This window comes from Collinsella sp. AF15-51 (assembly GCF_003462845.1).
Taxonomy (GTDB): Bacteria; Actinomycetota; Coriobacteriia; order Coriobacteriales; family Coriobacteriaceae; genus Collinsella.
Genome location: NZ_QRYG01000003.1, coordinates 192,211 through 209,474, shown reverse-complemented (window position 1 = coordinate 209,474; position 17,264 = coordinate 192,211). Strand labels below are relative to the sequence as shown.

15 protein-coding genes are annotated in these 17,264 nt (G+C 60.0%); 12 read left to right on the top strand and 3 right to left on the bottom strand.

The window, feature by feature from the left end:
* Positions 1–168: 168 nt before the first annotated feature.
* The 6 genes from DWW51_RS03115 to DWW51_RS03090 all read left to right on the top strand — a co-directional run bounded on the left by DWW51_RS03115 (position 169) and on the right by DWW51_RS03090 (position 7,985).
* Entirely contained in the window at positions 169–1,737 is a 1,569-nt protein-coding gene (locus tag DWW51_RS03115; RefSeq protein WP_231500736.1) for a threonine/serine exporter ThrE family protein, read from the top strand.
* Positions 1,738–1,958: 221 nt separating this feature from the next.
* Positions 1,959–2,552 (top strand): DUF2798 domain-containing protein, encoded by a 594-nt coding sequence (locus DWW51_RS03110; protein ID WP_117773492.1) that lies wholly within the window; start codon positions 1,959–1,961, stop codon positions 2,550–2,552.
* A 186-nt stretch (positions 2,553–2,738) separates the two neighbouring features.
* Positions 2,739–5,381, top strand: coding sequence for an ATP-dependent Clp protease ATP-binding subunit (locus DWW51_RS03105; protein WP_117773491.1), 2,643 nt, complete (start codon positions 2,739–2,741; stop codon positions 5,379–5,381).
* A 120-nt stretch (positions 5,382–5,501) separates the two neighbouring features.
* The gene (locus DWW51_RS03100; protein ID WP_197032147.1) at positions 5,502–5,861 is read left to right on the top strand and encodes a type II toxin-antitoxin system RelB/DinJ family antitoxin; all 360 of its coding nucleotides are present in this window, start codon (positions 5,502–5,504) and stop codon (positions 5,859–5,861) included.
* Positions 5,858–6,379, top strand: coding sequence for a PIN domain-containing protein (locus DWW51_RS03095; protein WP_117773490.1), 522 nt, complete (start codon positions 5,858–5,860; stop codon positions 6,377–6,379). Before DWW51_RS03100 ends, DWW51_RS03095 begins: the two co-directional genes overlap by 4 nt.
* 148 nt (positions 6,380–6,527) lie before the next feature.
* The gene (locus DWW51_RS03090) at positions 6,528–7,985 is read left to right on the top strand and encodes an aminoacyl-histidine dipeptidase (RefSeq protein ID WP_117773489.1); all 1,458 of its coding nucleotides are present in this window, start codon (positions 6,528–6,530) and stop codon (positions 7,983–7,985) included.
* A gap of 397 nt (positions 7,986–8,382) precedes the next feature.
* On the opposite strand, the gene DWW51_RS03085 is transcribed toward DWW51_RS03090, so the two are convergent.
* Both DWW51_RS03085 and DWW51_RS03080 read right to left on the bottom strand, forming a co-directional pair.
* Complete coding sequence (locus DWW51_RS03085; RefSeq protein WP_117773488.1) at positions 8,383–9,159, bottom strand: hypothetical protein; 777 nt, start codon at positions 9,157–9,159, stop codon at positions 8,383–8,385.
* Between the two features lie 2 nt (positions 9,160–9,161).
* A complete protein-coding gene (locus DWW51_RS03080) occupies positions 9,162–10,688 on the bottom strand; it encodes a hypothetical protein (protein WP_117773487.1) in 1,527 nt (508 codons plus the stop codon).
* Between the two features lie 156 nt (positions 10,689–10,844).
* On the opposite strand from DWW51_RS03080, the gene DWW51_RS03075 reads away from it, so the two are divergent.
* Positions 10,845–11,498: a DUF1648 domain-containing protein gene (locus tag DWW51_RS03075; protein ID WP_124785975.1), complete on the top strand. Its 654-nt coding sequence runs from the start codon at positions 10,845–10,847 to the stop codon at positions 11,496–11,498.
* 494 nt (positions 11,499–11,992) lie between these two features.
* Complete coding sequence (locus DWW51_RS03070; protein WP_117773485.1) at positions 11,993–12,415, top strand: hypothetical protein; 423 nt, start codon at positions 11,993–11,995, stop codon at positions 12,413–12,415.
* Positions 12,416–12,453: 38 nt separating this feature from the next.
* On the opposite strand, the gene DWW51_RS03065 is transcribed toward DWW51_RS03070, so the two are convergent.
* Positions 12,454–13,032: a manganese efflux pump MntP family protein gene (locus DWW51_RS03065; protein ID WP_117773484.1), complete on the bottom strand. Its 579-nt coding sequence runs from the start codon at positions 13,030–13,032 to the stop codon at positions 12,454–12,456.
* A 385-nt stretch (positions 13,033–13,417) separates the two neighbouring features.
* Here DWW51_RS03065 and disA point away from each other — a divergent pair, with 385 nt between their 5' ends.
* Genes disA through cysS form a run of 4 tightly spaced genes read left to right on the top strand, consistent with a single transcriptional unit; the run spans position 13,418 to position 17,140 of the window.
* On the top strand, positions 13,418–14,458 hold the full coding sequence (gene disA / locus DWW51_RS03060) for a DNA integrity scanning diadenylate cyclase DisA (RefSeq protein WP_369831362.1): 1,041 nt from the start codon (positions 13,418–13,420) through the stop codon (positions 14,456–14,458).
* Positions 14,458–15,186, top strand: coding sequence for a 2-C-methyl-D-erythritol 4-phosphate cytidylyltransferase (gene ispD / locus DWW51_RS03055; protein WP_117773483.1), 729 nt, complete (start codon positions 14,458–14,460; stop codon positions 15,184–15,186). Before disA ends, ispD begins: the two co-directional genes overlap by 1 nt.
* A complete protein-coding gene (gene ispF / locus DWW51_RS03050; RefSeq protein ID WP_117773482.1) occupies positions 15,176–15,670 on the top strand; it encodes a 2-C-methyl-D-erythritol 2,4-cyclodiphosphate synthase in 495 nt (164 codons plus the stop codon). Before ispD ends, ispF begins: the two co-directional genes overlap by 11 nt.
* Positions 15,671–15,673: 3 nt before the next feature.
* A complete protein-coding gene (cysS, locus tag DWW51_RS03045) occupies positions 15,674–17,140 on the top strand; it encodes a cysteine--tRNA ligase (protein WP_117773481.1) in 1,467 nt (488 codons plus the stop codon).
* Positions 17,141–17,264 lie beyond the last annotated feature (124 nt).

The window sequence follows — 17,264 nt, the reverse complement described above, 5'->3', positions numbered from 1 at the left end:
CGATTCGGTCGCACGGAGAGCATTTCCCAGTTGACAAAACTATAGGAACACCCAACGACTACCTAACGGCTATTGCGTACATGACTCACATGACAGTTGTCTCTTTTATGTTTCCTTTAGCCGTCGCTGCCTAGGATGGGAGTTAGTCGGCAGGAAGGGAGCGTCTGTATGGACGATGCGAGCGAGCGCGCGATCGAAGAGGACATGCTCGATCAGTTCAATTACTTTGATGATGAGGACGAGGAGCTGATCGACCGTCGCGAGCCAGCGCCGCTTGATTCCTTTGATCTGGTCGATGAAGAGGCTGATGAGGTTGAGGATGAATCGACGGAACCCCCACAGCCTTCGCGCCTTGACTCACTGCCTTCGAGAGCCCCCATGCACCACGGTGTCCGTGCCGGCGCGCTCCATATGAAAACTGACTGGCGCCAGATCGTGACCGCGGGCGATGAGCTTGCCGTCGATGCGCCACTTACCGACAAATCATCCATCATCTGCCGCACCGGTATGCTTATGCTCGCGAGCGGAACGGGTGCCTGGCGTGTACGCGATACCATGAACCGCGTCGCCGCCGTACTCGGTGTCACCATCCACGTTGACTTAAGTCTCCTGTCGTTTGAGTGCACCTGCATCGAAGGCGGCCACTGCTTTAACGAGGTCGTCAGCCTGCCAACAACGGGCGTCAACACTCATCGCATTTGGATGATGGAGAGCTTCCTAAAGGAAATCGAGACTTATGGGCGCCGGTTTACCGTGCATGAGTATCACGAGATGCTCAAGACCGTTGAGAGTTCAAAACCTGATTACGCGCCTTGGCAACAGGGCCTTGCGGCGGCCTGCGCCTGTGGCGCCTTTGTCTTTTTACTTGGTGGCGGTCCCATTGAGATGGCATGTGCGTTCGTGGGCGCGGGCGTCGGCAACTTTGCCCGTTCTCATATCCTCAAGCAGGGCCTCGGCCAGTTTAGCGCGTTGACGATTGGCGTCGCGCTGGCCTGTATCTCGTATTTACTGGCGTTGCTCGGCCTTGGCCAGGTCATTCCGGGGGCAATGTCGCACCAAGAAGGCTATATCGGCGCCATGCTCTTTGTCATCCCCGGCTTTCCCCTCATTACGGCAGGCCTCGACATCGCAAAGCTCGATATGCGAAGCGGCATCGAGCGTCTTTCGTATGCTGTGTCAATTATTGTGATGGCGACCCTCGTAGGCTGGATGGTTGCCGAGTGTGTGGGACTGGCGCCGGATGACTTCGCCCCGCTCGGCCTCTCACCGTTGGCTCTTACGCTCTTGCGCATACTGATGAGCTTTATCGGTGTATTTGGCTTCTCGGTTATGTTCAACAGTCCGATAAAGATGGCCGCGGCGGCTGGGCTCATCGGTGCCGTGTCTAATACCTTGCGCCTTACGCTCGTCGATGCGCCGACGCTGTTTCCCTTTCTGGGCCTGAGTGCAGGCATGCCTCCCGAGGCGGCGGCGTTTATCGGCGCGCTGGTGTCGGGACTGCTTGCGAGCCTGGCCGAAATCAAGCTCACGTACCCGCGCATCGCCCTCACGGTGCCATCGATTGTCATCATGGTGCCGGGACTGTATCTGTATCGCTCGATGTACTACATGTGCACGTTTGACACGGTTAATATGCTTGGCTGGTTTGTGCGTGCGGTGCTCATCGTGGCGTTCCTTCCCGTCGGCCTGAGCGTAGCGAGAACTCTCACCGATCCCCGCTGGCGCCACACCAGCTAATTGGTGCAAGGGGGACAGGTTACTTTGCACCAATACGCCGAGCATCTCCACAAACTCAACGCTTACGAAGCGCGTGTTGTTCGTGTTAGGGTAGTTCCACCACATAAGTAGTCGCAGACGCACGTACCGCGGGCGGGCGAGATGAAGTCCCAGTAACTCCATCTCGCCTGCCCGTTTTTTTGCACGCGCCGCGGCGTAACACAGAAAGGATTTCGCCCTTTATGCCTATCAACAAACGAGAGAGCCTGCTGTTCACCTTTATCATGTGTTTTTGTATGGTGCTCTGGATGAGCATCTACAACGTTGCCCTGCAGCATGGGGCCATCAACGGCGAGGTTGTTGCCGCTGCATGGCTTGGCTTCCCCGTTGCCTACGTCTTTGCCATGTGCTGCGACTGGTTTATCGCCAGCCCGCCAGCCAAAGGCTTCGCCTTCAAGTTCCTGGTTACTCCGGGCAAGAGCTCGCCGCTCGCTATGACGCTCGCCGTCAGCTCCTGCATGGTCGTCCCCATGGTCATCATCATGTCGCTCTACGGCGCCTGCGAGGGCCTGTTCCATATGCCCGGCGGCCCGCTTACCAATTTGCAGGCGCTGCCGATGATGTGGCTCGTCAACATTCCGCGCAACTTTATCATGGCCCTGCCCTGGAACCTGCTGGTGGCCGGTCCGGTTGCCCGGTTTGTCTTCCGTCGCGCCTTCCCCATGGGCACGGTCTTTGCCGAGCCGCACATGGAGCTCGTGCACATGCCGGGTGCTCCCGCTGCCGAGGAGGTTGCCAACATTTCCGAGGGCATGGACGTCGAGCCTGCCTGCTAGGCAACGCTCAGAACCAGACCCCCAAACAGACCGGAGCGATTCCTTTTTTGTAGACGTTGTCGTATGGCTCCGTGCGGAAAAGGTCCCAACGGTTAACATATACTCCATATGGGTAAAGAGACCAAAGCGCTGCCGCGGGGCGGCGCTTTGCGTTTGAAAAAACTAGCTCGTCTAAGAGGAACTAGCATGTTAGACCGTTTTACCGATCGCGCGCGCAAGGTCATGTCCATGGCCAAGCAAGAGGCGCTCGATCTACACTCAAATAAAGTGGGTACCGAGCATCTGCTGCTCGCGCTCGCTAAGGAGGACGAGGGCATTGCCGCCAAGGCACTGCGCTCGCTCGATATCTCCTACGACGACATCATGGACACCCTCAAGGAGGTCCAGACCACCGTTCCCGAGCCCAGCGAGGAGACCGAGGCCGCCAAGCTCGCCTTTACGCCGCTCGTCATTAGCGTGATGGAGCGTTCCTTCCGTGTGGCGCGCGAGAACAACCAGACCTATGTGTCGACCGAGCACCTGCTCATCGGTATCGTCGAAGAGGGCAACGGAATGGCCATGGACATCCTCATGCGCCTGGGTGTTTCGTCCGCTTCTATCAAAAAGGCCATCGAAAAGCTCACCGCCAAGGACCAGGACAAGAAGCGTCCGCTCGCCGGAGCTGGCGCCGGCCGCCCCGGTGCGGGCCTGCCGTTCTTTAGCGGCTCGGACGCCTCACAGCAAAAGGGGGACGGCACCGACACGCTCAAGCAGTTCGCCACCAACCTCACACAGAAGGCGCGCGACGGCAAGCTCGATCCCGTGATCGGTCGCGAAAAGGAAGTCCAGCGCATGATGGAGATCCTTTCGCGCCGCACCAAGAACAACCCGCTTATCTTGGGTGATCCCGGCGTGGGCAAGACAGCCATCGTCGAGGGCCTGGCTCAGCAGATTGCCGCCGGCAACGTGCCCGAGAACCTCATGAACCAGAATATCTGGACACTCGACCTGCCGGGTCTTGTTGCGGGCGCCAAGTATCGCGGCGAGTTCGAGGAGCGTCTCAAGAACGTGATCCAGGAGGCGACCGAAGCCGACGACGTTATCTTGTTTATCGACGAGATGCACACCATCATCGGTGCCGGCTCTGCTGAGGGTTCTATCGATGCGAGCTCCATGCTCAAGCCCGTTCTCGCACGCGGTGCCTTCCAGATCATCGGCGCCACCACGGCCGAGGAGTTCCGCAAGTACCTCACCAAGGATCCGGCCTTTGAGCGTCGCTTCCAGACAATCGATGTCGAGGAGCCGAGCGTCGAGGACACGGTCAAGATCCTGACCGCGCTCAAGCCGCGCTACGAGGAGCACCACCATGTGCGTTACACACAGGGTGCTATCGAGGCCGCCGCGAACCTCTCCAACCGCTACATTCAGGACCGCTTCCTGCCCGATAAGGCCATCGACCTTATCGACGAGGCCGGTGCCCGCGCCCGCATCGCCGCTAACCGCGCGCCCGAGCCGGTGCGCGAGGCCGAGCATCGCGTCGAAGAGCTCAAGGCTGCCGCACAGGAGGCCACCGAGAGCGACGACATGAACAAGGCTGCCGAGATCACTGAGCAGCAAAAGGCTGCCGAGATTGAGGTTGCCGAGGCCAAGGCTGCCTGGACGGCCGAGCTCGACGCGAGCCCGCTCACCATCGACGTCGCCCAGATCGCCGACATCGTCTCCGTGACCTCGGGTGTGCCGGTGTCTTCGCTCACCGAGAGCGAGAGCCGTCGCCTGCTGCAGACCGAAAGCGTGCTCAAGACCCGCATTATCGGCCAGGACGAGGCAGTCGAGGCCGTTGCCAAGGCCGTGCGCCGCAGTCGCTCGCCGCTCAAGGACCCGCGTCGCCCCGGCGGCAGCTTTATCTTCCTGGGTCCCACCGGCACGGGCAAGACCGAGCTCGCCAAGACGCTTGCCGAGTATCTCTTTGGCAGCAAGGACGCGCTCATCAGCTTCGACATGTCGGAGTTTGGCAGCGAGTTCGAGGTCTCCAAGCTTATCGGTAGCCCCCCGGGCTACGTTGGCCATGACGAGGGCGGTCAGCTCACCAAGGCCGTGCGCCGTCATCCGTACTCGGTTGTGCTGTTTGACGAGATCGAGAAGGCGCACCCCGATATCTTCAACATTCTGCTGCAGGTGCTGGAGGAGGGCCGCCTGACCGATAGCCAAGGCAAGACGGTCGACTTCCGCAATACCGTGATCATCATGACGTCCAACGTGGGCGCCCGCGAGATTGCGCAGGATGCGAGCGTTGGCTTTGGCACCACCGGCGAGCACGGCCTTACCTCGAGCGAGATTAAGGGCCGTGCGATGGGCGAACTCAAGCGCCTGTTCCGCCCCGAGCTGCTCAACCGTATCGACGACATCGTGGTGTTCCAGAAGCTTTCGGGCGAGAATCTGACCAAGATCGCGCACCTGCTGGTGGACGACTTGCGTCAACGCCTGATTGCCAACGGCATGAACATCAAGCTCACCGATGCGGCCTACGACAAGATTGTGGCCGAGGGCACCGACCTCACCAATGGCGCGCGTCCGCTGCGCCGCGCCATCCAAAAGCTCATTGAGGACCCGCTGTCCGAGGAGCTGCTGGCCGGCGAGTGGGGCGAGGGCGATACCGTCCTGTGCGATGTGGCCGACGGCAAGTTTGTCTTTAGCCACGGCACGGGCGAGATTCCGGCACCGCGTCCGGTCGGCGCGCTCGGCGGCGATACCGCTCCGGCGGCGCCGCACACCGGCAACGCCACGCCCGTAAGCGGCGGCGTGACCTCGGGCCCCGGCGGCATGATGCAAGCCGGCTCTGGCGCGCTGTAAAGTGTGAAATAGTCTGAATGAAGGGGATGTTCCAGCTGGGACGTCCCCTTTCTGGTAAAGGCGGCATTCATCCTAAATGCTATACTAAGTAAAGGAAAGCGTATAGCAAAAGGAGCCAACATGTCTATGTCGATACTAGACTCACGGCCGGTTCAGATGAACGTGCGCATGGATCGCCAACTCAAGGATGCCGGGGACGCCGTTTTGGCACAGATTGGCATGACGCCGTCGCAAGCCGTTCGGACACTTTGGGAGTATCTGGTCGTTAACGGACATATGCCCTCGAAGGGAGACGCGGCGGCTCCAGTTTCTGACGGAGTGGAGCCCCGGCGCATGGAGTCAAGGGCCGCGCAAGGCAGCCATATCGTTCGCGATTCGTGCCTCAAATACGGCATCCCCATCCCTGAGTTCTCGGGAGACTATGACGACCTCTATGAGGAGGCCATGGCGGAGCGCTATCCCGAGTGGGTGGAACTATGAGCACAGAAGGCGTCCTCAAGCTGTTAATCGATACCAACGTATGGATGGATTATTTTTCTGGCAGGTCCGACCGTACGGCAAATGTCGCCCATCTGATCGAGATTGCCGACGCCTCGGAGCGGATTGCCCTGTTTGCCTCGTCGCTTTCGGTCAAAGACGTTTCATATCTTGTCTCGGCGGCAATCAAGCAGGAGTGCCGAAGAAAGACTGGCTCACTGAGCGATAACGCCATTGCGGCGGCAGACGAAACGGCCTGGGCATGCGTTCGACAGATGCGCGAGCTAGCCCTCATCGCCCCGGTCGGTGCAGATGAGGTCTTCGACTCCTTTGTGTTCAAGTATCATCACAACGACTTTGAGGACGACCTGATACTGGGCGTCGCTAATCGCATTGATGCCGATTACGTCGTGACGGAGGACAAAAACCTCATTAAACATACCAATGGCGTATGCATAAACGTTGATCAAGCTTTGAGGTTGGTTGAAGGGTCCAACGCCCCTTCGGTGCGGCCCGTCTAACCTGCTTTATCTTAATAAAGTAGCGTTTCCCCGCCGTTAGCCGATGATGCGAGGGCGCTCGGCGTTTTCGACTGGTTTATGCACGCAAAGTCTGGGAATATACAAGGCGCATGTCTTACTGTCTAACCAGTTGCGCCAAGGAGGCACCATGGATTACAAGATTACCGGCTACGAGCCCGCCCAGCTGTTCCATTTCTTTGAGGAGGTCAGCGCGATCCCCCGTGGGTCTGGCAACGAGAAGGGCATCAGCGATTTCCTGGTTGCGTTTGCCAAGGAGCGCGGCCTCGATGTGTACCAGGACGAGGTCTACAACGTCATCATTCGCAAGCCCGCTTCTGCCGGCGCCGAGAATGCTCCGGCCGTGATGCTGCAGGGCCACATCGATATGGTGTGCGACAAGTTGGGCTCCGTTGAGCACGACTTTACGACCGACGGTATCGACCTGGTCGTCAAGGACGGCGTCCTCACCGCTAACGGCACCACCCTGGGTGCCGACAACGGCATTGCTGTCGCTCTGATGCTCACTGTTCTCGATGACGATTCGATCGTTCACCCCGCCCTCGAGTGCGTATTCACCACCGACGAGGAGACTGGCCTGGTCGGTGCCGAGACGCTCGACAAGTCCCAGATTAGCGCCCGCACCATGATTAACCTTGACTCCGAGGAAGAGGGCGTTGCCACCGTCAGCTGCGCCGGCGGCGTCGTTGTTACCTACGCCTGCCCCATCGTGCGCGAGCACAAGACCGGCAGCACCCTCACGCTCGACATCTCCGGCCTACTGGGTGGTCATTCCGGCAACGATATCAACCTAGAGCGCGGCAACGGCAACCTCATCATGGCCCGCATCATCGACCGCCTGATGGTTGCCGGCGAGCCCGCCATCGTTAGCTTTAACGGCGGCACCAAGGACAACGCCATCAACCGTGAGTGCAAGGCTGTTCTGGTCTACGCCGACCACGCTGCCGCCGAGGCCGCGGCCCAGATCGCAAAGGGCATCATCGCCGACGTCACTGCCGAGCTCGAGGTCTTCGACCCCGGCTTTACCTGCACCGTCGAGATTGCCGATAACGCTGAGGTCGAGGCCATGGACCAGAAGTCCGCGCTTGCCCTCATCCGCGCCCTGCGTCTTGCCCCTAACGGCGTGATTCGCCGCAACGTCGCCACCGACGGCTCCGTCGAGGTTTCCTCCAACATCGGTGTGGTTGCCACTTCTGACGACGAGGTCAAGATCATGCTGTCCCCGCGCTCCTCGATCACCTCGCTGCAGGACGAGTTCAAGGACCGCCTGCAGACGCTGGCCGATGTCCTGGGCTTCGACGCCAAGTTTGAGTTCGAGTATCCCGGCTGGAGCTATGCCGAGCATTCGCCGGTCCGCGACGTCTTTGTCGAGAGCTATCGTGAGCTCTTTGGCTCCGAGCTGCGCATCGAGTCCATTCACGCCGGCCTTGAGTGCGGCCTGTTTGCCGAGGCCCTGCACGGTCTGGACGCCATCGCCGTGGGCCCGACGCTCTCCGATGTCCACACCCCGGACGAGAGCATGGAGCTCGCTTCTGCCGAGCGCTTCTACGAGCTGCTCATCGACGTCCTCAAGCGCCTTGCCGCGTAAAGGTCACGCCGGCAGCGGTCCGAGCCACGTGCTAGCGGATTGCAAATGACATTACGAGAGGGGACACCCGGTCTTTTGCGACAGGTGCCCCCTCTCTTCTTTTAAGAAATGGGAAATTGCCTGGCGTCTAACCCATATCACCCTTTAGTCAATTTGGAACGTGTCTCTATAGTTTTGTCCACTCTCCCGGGACGACCCCGCCTTCCTTGAGGCGCGTCGGGAGGCTCGGCGTTACAGAGACGGCAAGGCCGGACGGGGATTACCTCTTCGCGATGGAGGGGAACCCCCGGCGCTGGAGGGCGACGGGGAAGAGCCATGCGATCAAAACGGGGAGCAGCGACTGCCGAAAGTTGATCGTCTCGCACAAGCGCCAGCACGACATTCGGGCTTTCGGATCCTAGGGAGCGGATGGCCGGGGCGGAGATTCCGGTTCAGAGTCAGAGAAGAAGAGGTGAAGGCTTGAGCCCCGGTGGAGGGAATTAGTGCCTTCCCGGGCGTAGCGCCATGTCTCCTCCACGGTATCGCCCGGAACCTTTACGTCCCCGCTTCGGAGCAGATTGATGAAACCCTCGGGGTCGTTCCGGTATTTCTTGCCGAAGGCTGCGGAAAGCTGCCTCTTCTCGTCATCGCTGAATTCGCGTACGGAGCCGTAGAGCGCATGCTCGAGGTTGCGGGACATGAAGTAGACTCTGTAGGGGACTGCGTGTTTTCTGTGCTTGAGCTCGCGCGTGCCCGCGAGCTCAAGCAGCGCGGCAGACTTTCTCTCGTTTCTGTCTACCACCCTAGCGGTGTCCCGGGCGGTGATAGAGTCGCGGCCATAGACGAATCCATCGCAGTCCCCCTCGACGATGCACTCGTTCGGTATGAAGGCGCCGTCCAGGTCGACGATGTGGATGATCCGGTCGAGGTCGGTCCATTCGTACTCGTGCCGCGACGCGATGCGGTCGACGACGAACTGGCGCACGGTGTCGCGCACCCTGTCCTTGACGGCGAAGGAGGCCTCCCATGAGAAGGGTCGCACCGTGGTAACGTCGCAGTGGAAGGCGAGCGCCCTCGCCTCGGGCGGTGCACCGTTTGCGGCGAAGTTGAGCGCGGCCTGCATGGGCTCGAGGAGCGCGTTTTCATCGCTCGGCCCCTCCACGAGAATCAGGACGACCCGCTTCTCCCTTGCCATGGTCACTCGCCTCCCATGGAGGACAGAAGGGAGTCGAAGTCGAGGGCCTGGGGGCTTCCAGCCTCAAGGAGGGCGGAGCCTATCGCGGAGGTTCTGGTCGGCTCGTACAGCTGTTCCTTCTGCCCCCCGAGGTTGATGGCTCTCAGGTATTGGTTCCTGAGGTTGTTCGAGGGTGCCATGCCCCGGAACCCGATGTAGCGGTTGTTGGGGTTGGAGGTCGAGAAGACGAGGCATCCGACCGGGAGACATTCAAGCGCTCGCAGGTTGTGAGCGGTGAAGATGAGCTGGCCCTTGCCCTGCTCGGTCACGACTTCGAGGAGCTCGCCGAGCAGGAACTCGAACACTCCGGAGTCGATCTCGTCAACGACGAGACAGGCGCTGTCGTCATTGAAGACGTTTATCAGCCAGCCGAGCATCGATGCGATCTTCTTGATTCCTTCCGATTCTGTTCTGAAGGGGACGCGTACCCCCTGCCGGCATGATAGGAGCTCGACGCGCTCGCCCGGTGTGCCGTCTTCCATCGTTTCGCCGTGGAGGGTGTTCACTTGGATGCTGAGTCCCGGAACGATTGCCCCAAGCGCGCAGTTGATGGTCTCGACGGTCTTGCGGACCGAGTCGCAGACTTCTGAGGGGAGGACCGTTGTCTGATCGATAGGGAGTGACACGTCGCGGATGACAGGGGCCTTTCCGGCCTCCTCGGGTGACCATCCGCCTGTGCTGCTGCCCGGGGAGGCGAGGAGGAAGATGTTGAACGCCAGCGCCGCGCTTCGGCGCGTGTCACAGACCCTCATCTTATCGTCGGCGAACCTGTTCAGGAGCGTCGTGGAGTCCATGAGTGGAACCAATACGCTCTCGTACGCCGTCCTCGCCGCCTCGGATAGGGAGTTATTTCCGAGGCGCTCGAGATAGGACTTTCTCGCGGCGACCGCGAAGGCGACCATGGCGTTCGAGAACAGCTTCGAGGAGCCCTGCAGGTCGGGGGAGCGCCGTGCGACGGTGAGGTCGAGGTCGGCCTCCCTTCCGGCGAGATTTCTGAGTGCCCGCCACCTGTTGACGGGCTTCAGGTTCTGGCTGTCCTCGGTATCGGCCGCATCGTAGGCGGCGAGCCTTCTCTTGACGAGCCCCTCGGCGCGGACGGAGAGGTCCTCGGAGAGGAGGCGCGGTCTGTCGTCGAGCCTGTCGAAGGAGAACGAGTAGCAAACTGTGAAGGGCTTCCCGGCCGCTACGGTGCCGCCGAGCCCGCCTACGAAGCCGAGCGAGGAAGGGGAACCCTCCGTCACCTCGACCTCGATGCTGATTTTGGCGCACTCGGCAGAGGGGCCGATCAGATCGACGCTTTCACGGTCGAGCGGAAAGCCGCACATCAAATCCTGGACTCGCGCGAGGGATTCGACGACGGCGGTCTTGCCCGATCCGTTCTGACCGTATATTCCCATCACGCTGGAACCGAAGGGGCTGTCCTTGAAGCCGATCGTGCCGTTAGCAACGTTTTTCACATTTGAGAGCTCTATGGAGCGAATACGGATCATGGTGCCCTCCTTGAACACAATTTATATTACTATATATCGAATAATCGATATAAAATCAAGATAACAATTATTAAGAATGGAAATGAGATCAACCAATAATTAAAACAAATTTGCATTCAAGCTATTATTTTTACTTGATTTAAGACGGAGTGGAATGTGAGCGCACAAGGAGATGCGGAATCGATGAGAGCCTCGAAAAAAATTACTGCAGTGTTATCATCTTTCATCCTCTCTATTCTTCCATTTCTGATTCTATGGGCGGCTTGGTCAGCCCTCCCTGATACAATTCCCGCTCATTGGAGTGGGGGTGTGGTTGATCGATGGGGTAATAAGCTTGAATTGCTGGTTGTTCCGCTGTTTTCTCTGATTGGTTCTATTGCAATTTCTGTGTACCTTATTGTTTCCACGCGGCGAAGAGAGTTCGCGGATTTCTCTGTTCGAATGCGACGGGACTTTCTTGCGTGCTATATTTCTAGCCTTCTTTTATCGACAACCTGCTCAGTGATAATTGCCGTTTGGGTTCAGTTGATTCTTACGCAAAACACTGCGGTTGATGGGGGGCTTGGACTATCGATCCTGTATTCCCTTCCCGGGCTATATGTGATCTTGTGCGCTTTGCCGCCTTTTTATGCGAGCGGCGAGAGCAAAAAGGCAGAGCGCCTGATAACAGTTCTTATTGGCGGCGCGGAGATTGTTCTTTGTGGAATAGTGTTTGAAGGTTCGGCTGCCTCTTATGCGATGATTGGACTGATGATTCTGTTCTGTGCGTTTGAGATTGTGTCACAGGTAAGGGATAACCGGTCCTTATGAGTTGAATTACGCGCGTGCGGATATAAAGGTTGGCATGTTAAGCTGGTCGTTTTCTCGTTCTGGGACATTTGCAGTAGGATGAGTGGGACTAGGCGCGCTGCGGTGTGATGGTTGAGACTTGTATCGCTGCAATTCCGCTGATGCACATTTTGCTATTGGGCTTGAAGGTGGGACCGACAGGCCTTTGTTTGGGATGTTCTGGTCGTCCAACGCGTGTTGCACGGCTTTATATTGTTACGCTCGTTCGGCGCTCCGTTGGAGCATTTCCGGGTTTGTCGGCATCATGACTTGACCAAGTGACACGCTTGCCGGGACGGTTGTAACGCCGCGCCGGTTCCGTGTGCTCCTTCGTTGTTGGCCTGTCCAGCCGGGGGCGGATTCGGCCTCATGTTGTGGCGCACGGCCTTCAGGGGCTTCCCCTGGCGAGCTATGTTCGTCCGTATGGGTAAGGGTCGGTTTGAGCTGACAATCCCGTGCCGGAAGAGGCTTGCACCATGCGTACGATGATAGAGATTGAGTGGCTGGACGGCCGTATGACGAAGGTGCCGGAGCTCGTCCTGGGCGATGCGTTCGGCGAGAGCGTCCAGGCGGAGCTCGATTTCGGGTTCGATGACGTGTCGGAGGGCCTTTGGGTCGAGGTGCGCCATCACGAGCCGGATGAGGGCTCGGGCGGCGACCCGCGCGGGAGGGGCTGCGCGCTGTACGCGGACTGCCGGTGCAGCCTGGTCGAACCGTCGGACCTCGAGCGCGTCTTCTGCATCCTTTACGAGGGGCAGCCGAGGGTCTGCCGCGTCGCGGGGGAGCTAGGGGTCCCCGTGTCGGCGGTGAACGCGGCCGCTGCGTGGGAATCCGGGATGGGGGCGGGTTTCGAAACGCCTGCGGAGGGGAGAACCCCGTTGGGCGGGGACTATTCGTGATGCTACTGGCGTTGAGTTTTGAGCGATTGCGTTTGGCGTTACAGCGCCAAAATCCCCAGATGCTCAAGCAAGATCTTAAGCCCGATGAGGATGAGCACGATGCCGCCCACGATGGTGGCAGGTTTTTCGTAGCGCGCGCCAAAGGTGTGGCCGATCGCTACGCCGGCGATGGAGAAGATAAACGTTGTGACGCCGATAAGCGATACAGCGGGAACGATGTCAACCGAGAGCGCCGCAAATGAGATGCCTACGGCTAGGGCGTCGATTGAGGTGGCGATGGCGAGGATCAGGTACTCGCCCAGGTCAATCTTTTCGGCATCCTTGCCGTCGCCTTCATTCTCGTCCTCGGTAAAGGCTTCCCACAGCATTTTGCCGCCGATAAAGGCCAAAAGGATAAAGGCGATCCAATGGTCGATGGGTCCGATGATGCCCATGAATTGACTGCCAAGCGCCCATCCGATTACGGGCATGCCGGCCTGAAAGCCGCCAAAGAACAGGCCGAGCACCGCGGCGACTTTAAGGTCGATCTTCTTCATGCCAAGGCCCTTGCAGATGGATACGGCAAAGGCGTCCATCGAAAGGCCAACGGCGAGCAGCACGAGCTCTGCGAGTCCCATAGTCTGACTCCCTCTCTGCGGGCGGGCCCGCGTGTACCTCTTGGGGGAGTAACAAAAAAGACCCGTGGCGTACGCGTTGCGCGCACAGCCACGAGTCTCGTTCATTAAGGCAAGCCAGGCCGCATCGGCCAGTGTGTTGACTTACCGCGCCACCGGAGGCGAACCCGGTCACGCGACTACTCCCTCATTCATGTGAATCCCGATGCTACCACATAAGCAGCTCATTTGGGTTGGGGCTCTTTTGACTACCCCAGCGGTGTTCGCTCATTCTGTAAGCATCGGATTTCGCAAGCGCTGCGGGGGCAAACCGTGAGAAACTATTTAGCGTTTATGGAGCGTATACGATGGGAGCGATGCCTTGGATAAGAACGAGCTGCAAAAGCGTATGGAACAGGCTATTCGCCTGACTGCCCCCGGCCAGCCGATCCGCACCGCCCTCGACATGATCATTGCTGGTCACCTGGGCGCTCTTATTTGCGTCGGCGACACCGAAAACGTACTCGCTGCCGGTAACGACGGCTTCCCGCTCAACATTTCGTTTACCTCGAACCGCCTGTTCGAGCTTTCCAAGATGGACGGTGCCATCGTCATCGATGGCGACCTCACCCAGATCCTGCGCGCCAACTTCCACCTCAATCCCGATCCCTCGCTCGCCACGAGTGAAACGGGCATGCGTCACCGTACTGCCGCTCGCATGTCGGTGCTCACCGACGCCATCGTGATCTCGGTTTCGGCTCGTCGTGCCGTCGTCAACGTGTACGTCCACGGCAAGAGCTACGAGATCCAGCCCGTCACCACCATCATGAGCTCGGTCAACCAGCTCGTCGCCACGCTCCAGACTACCCGTCAGTCGCTCGATCGCTCCCTGCTGCGCCTGACGGCCCTCGAGCTCGACGACTACGTTACGCTCGCCGACATCACCGGCATTTTCTCGAGTTTCGAGATCATGCAGCAGGCAAAGACTGAGCTTAAGGATTGCATTGTCAAGTTGGGCAACCAGGGCAAGCTCGTGCAGATGCAGCTCGAGCAGCTCGCCGGCTCCAGCATGGATACCGAGTACGACCTGATGATTCGCGACTACGCGAGCGATTCTTCCGAGGCCAATGCCGAAAAGATCCGCGCCAACCTGAGCCGTATGACGCCCAAGGACTTGTCCGACCCGCAGCATGTGGCGGCGGTTCTGGGTTACGACGACCTGGACGAGGACTCCGTCATGACACCGCTGGGCCTGCGCACGCTTTCGCGCGTGTCCGTCGTGCGCGACGGCGTGGCCGAGAAAATCGTCGACGAGTATGGATCGCTGCAGGAGCTCATGGACGACATCAGCGAGGATCCGGAGCGCCTGGGCGACTTTGGCGTTAACAACCCTGCCATTCTTGCGGACTCCCTGTACCGCATGAAGGGCACCAAACAGGGGAACGCATAATGGCGCCCGTATGCGCCGTGGTCGTTGCCGGTGGCAGCGGCCAGCGCTTTGGTAACCCCGGTGGCAAGCAGCTCGTCAATGTAGCGGGTCGTCCGCTTATGAGCTGGTCCATCCGCGCGTTCGATCGTAGCGACAAGGTCGGCCACATCGTGGTGGTGTGCCCTGCCGAGCGCCGTGCCGAGATGCGCCGCCTGGCCATCGACCCGTTTGACTATGACACGCCCATCAGTTTTGCCGATGCCGGCGATACCCGCCAGGACTCCACCCGTGCCGGCGTGCATGCGGTACCGGCGGGTTTCGAATATGTCGCCATCCACGACGGCGCCCGTCCGCTCATCACGACCGAGGCCATCGATCATGCGATCGACGTGCTTGTGGGCGACCGCTCGCTCGACGGCGTCGTGTGCGGCCAGCCCGCGATCGACACGCTCAAGATCGTCGACGGCGACAATATCGTCGAGACGCCGCCGCGCGAGCTCTACTGGGCCGCGCAGACGCCGCAGATCTTTAGCGTCGACGCCATGAAGCGCGCCCACACCGCAGCTATCACCGAGGGCTTTATCGGGACCGACGATTCTTCGCTGGTCGAGCGCATGGGCGCCCGCGTCCGCTGTGTCCAGAGCCCGCGCGATAACCTTAAGGTGACGGTGCCCGAGGACCTGCGTCCCGTAACCGCGATTCTGCTTGGCCGCATGGCCGAGGGAGAGGACCTTCCCCATGTTCAGTAACCTGCGCATTGGCCACGGCTACGACGTCCACCGTTTGGTGGAGGGGCGTCGATGTATCATCGGCGGGGTCGACATTCCCTACGAGCGCGGCCTGCTGGGCCACTCGGATGCCGATGTGCTCGCGCATGCCTTGGCCGACGCCATTCTGGGCGCCTGCCGCGGGGGAGACATCGGCAGGCTATTTCCCGACACCGATCCCGCCTACGAGGGTGCCGATTCGATGGTGCTGCTCGCTCGCGTGATGGACTATGCGCGCGAGCTGGGCTTTGAGTTTGTCGATGCCGATTGCACCATTGCCTGTCAGCAACCCAAGATCACTCCGCACCGCGATGCCATGCGCGCCAACCTTGCCCATGCCCTGGGCGTTGACGTCGAAAACGTGGGCGTCGCCGCCACTACGACCGAAAAGCTCGGTTGGGAAGGCCAGGGCGAGGGAATCGGTGCCTGGGCCGTCTGCCTGCTACAGAAAACCGTTAAGGAGTAACGAATGCGTATCTACAACAGCGCTACCCATAAAAAGGAAGAGTTCCAGCCCATCGAGTCCGGCAAGGTCCGCATGTACGTGTGCGGCCCCACGGTCTACGACAACATCCACATCGGCAATGCCCGCACGTTCATCAGCTTTGACGTGATTCGTCGCTGGCTCATCGCGAGCGGCTACGAGGTCACGTTCGCCCAGAACCTCACCGATGTCGATGACAAGATCATCAAGCGCGCCAACGAGCAGGGCCGAACGGCCGCCGAGGTCGCGACGGAGTTCTCCGACAAGTTTATCGGCGTCATGCGCGCCGCCAACGTGCTCGATCCCGATGTGCGCCCCCGCGCCACCAAGGAGATCGGCCCCATGATCGCCATGATCAAGACGCTTATCGAGCAGGGCCACGCTTACGCAGCCGATAACGGCGATGTGTACTTTGCCGTGCGCAGCGATCCCAACTATGGTCAGGTCTCGGGCCGCAACATCGACGACCTTATGGTTGGCGCGCGCATCGAGGAGAACGAGGACAAGAACGATCCGCTCGACTTTGCCCTGTGGAAGGCCGCTAAGCCCGGCGAACCCAGCTGGCCGAGCCCCTGGGGCGAAGGCCGTCCCGGTTGGCACACCGAGTGCGCCGCCATGGTGCATCGCTACCTGGGCACTCCGATCGACATCCACGGCGGCGGCTCCGACCTTGCCTTCCCGCATCACGAGAACGAGTGCGCTCAGGCCACCTGCGCCTGGCACCAGGGCTTCTCCAACACCTGGATGCACACGGGCATGCTGCTGGTCGACGGCGAGAAGATGTCCAAGTCGCTCGGAAACTTCTTTACGCTGGCCGAGGTGCTCGAACAGCACTCTGCCGCGGCCCTGCGCCTGCTGATGCTGCAGACGAGTTATCGCTCGCCGCTTGACTTCTCCTGGGAGCGTCTGGATGGTGCCGAGAACTCGCTCACACGCATTGCCGGTACGGTCGAGAACCTGCGCTGGGCCGCGAACCATGCGACGGCCGATGCCGATGAGGCAGCATCCGAGGCGTTTGCCGCTAAGGCCGCCGAGGCCCGTGCCGCCTTTAAGGAGTGCATGGACGACGACTTTAACACTGCCGGTGCCATGGGTGCTGTCTTTGGCTTTGTGACCGAGTGCAACCAGTACCTGGAGCAGGCGGGCGACGCTGCCGACAAGGCCGCTGCGCTTGCTGCTGCCGATACGCTGGTCGAGCTGCTCGATACGTTTGGCGTCGAGCTCCCCGAGCCCAAGGTCGAGTTGCCGCTGGGCCTGCTGGGCGTTGCCGCCGGCCTGGTCGCCTACACGGGTGACGACGTGGACGAGGCCGCTGCCAAGATTCTCGAGGCCCGTGCCGAGGCCCGTGCCGCCAAGAACTGGGATCTGGCCGACGCCATCCGCGACCAGCTCAAGGACCTGGGCCTGACGATTGAAGATACGGCCGCGGGTACTCGTATTAAGAGTCTCTAGTATTTGTCGACCGTTCGAGGTGCGGCAGATTGCCTTGAAAGAGGAGGGCATAGACCTGGTGGTCATGCCCAACGATTGAAAGGCAAGGTGCCGTGGCTCGGACGGTCGATTCTTGTTCGTTATC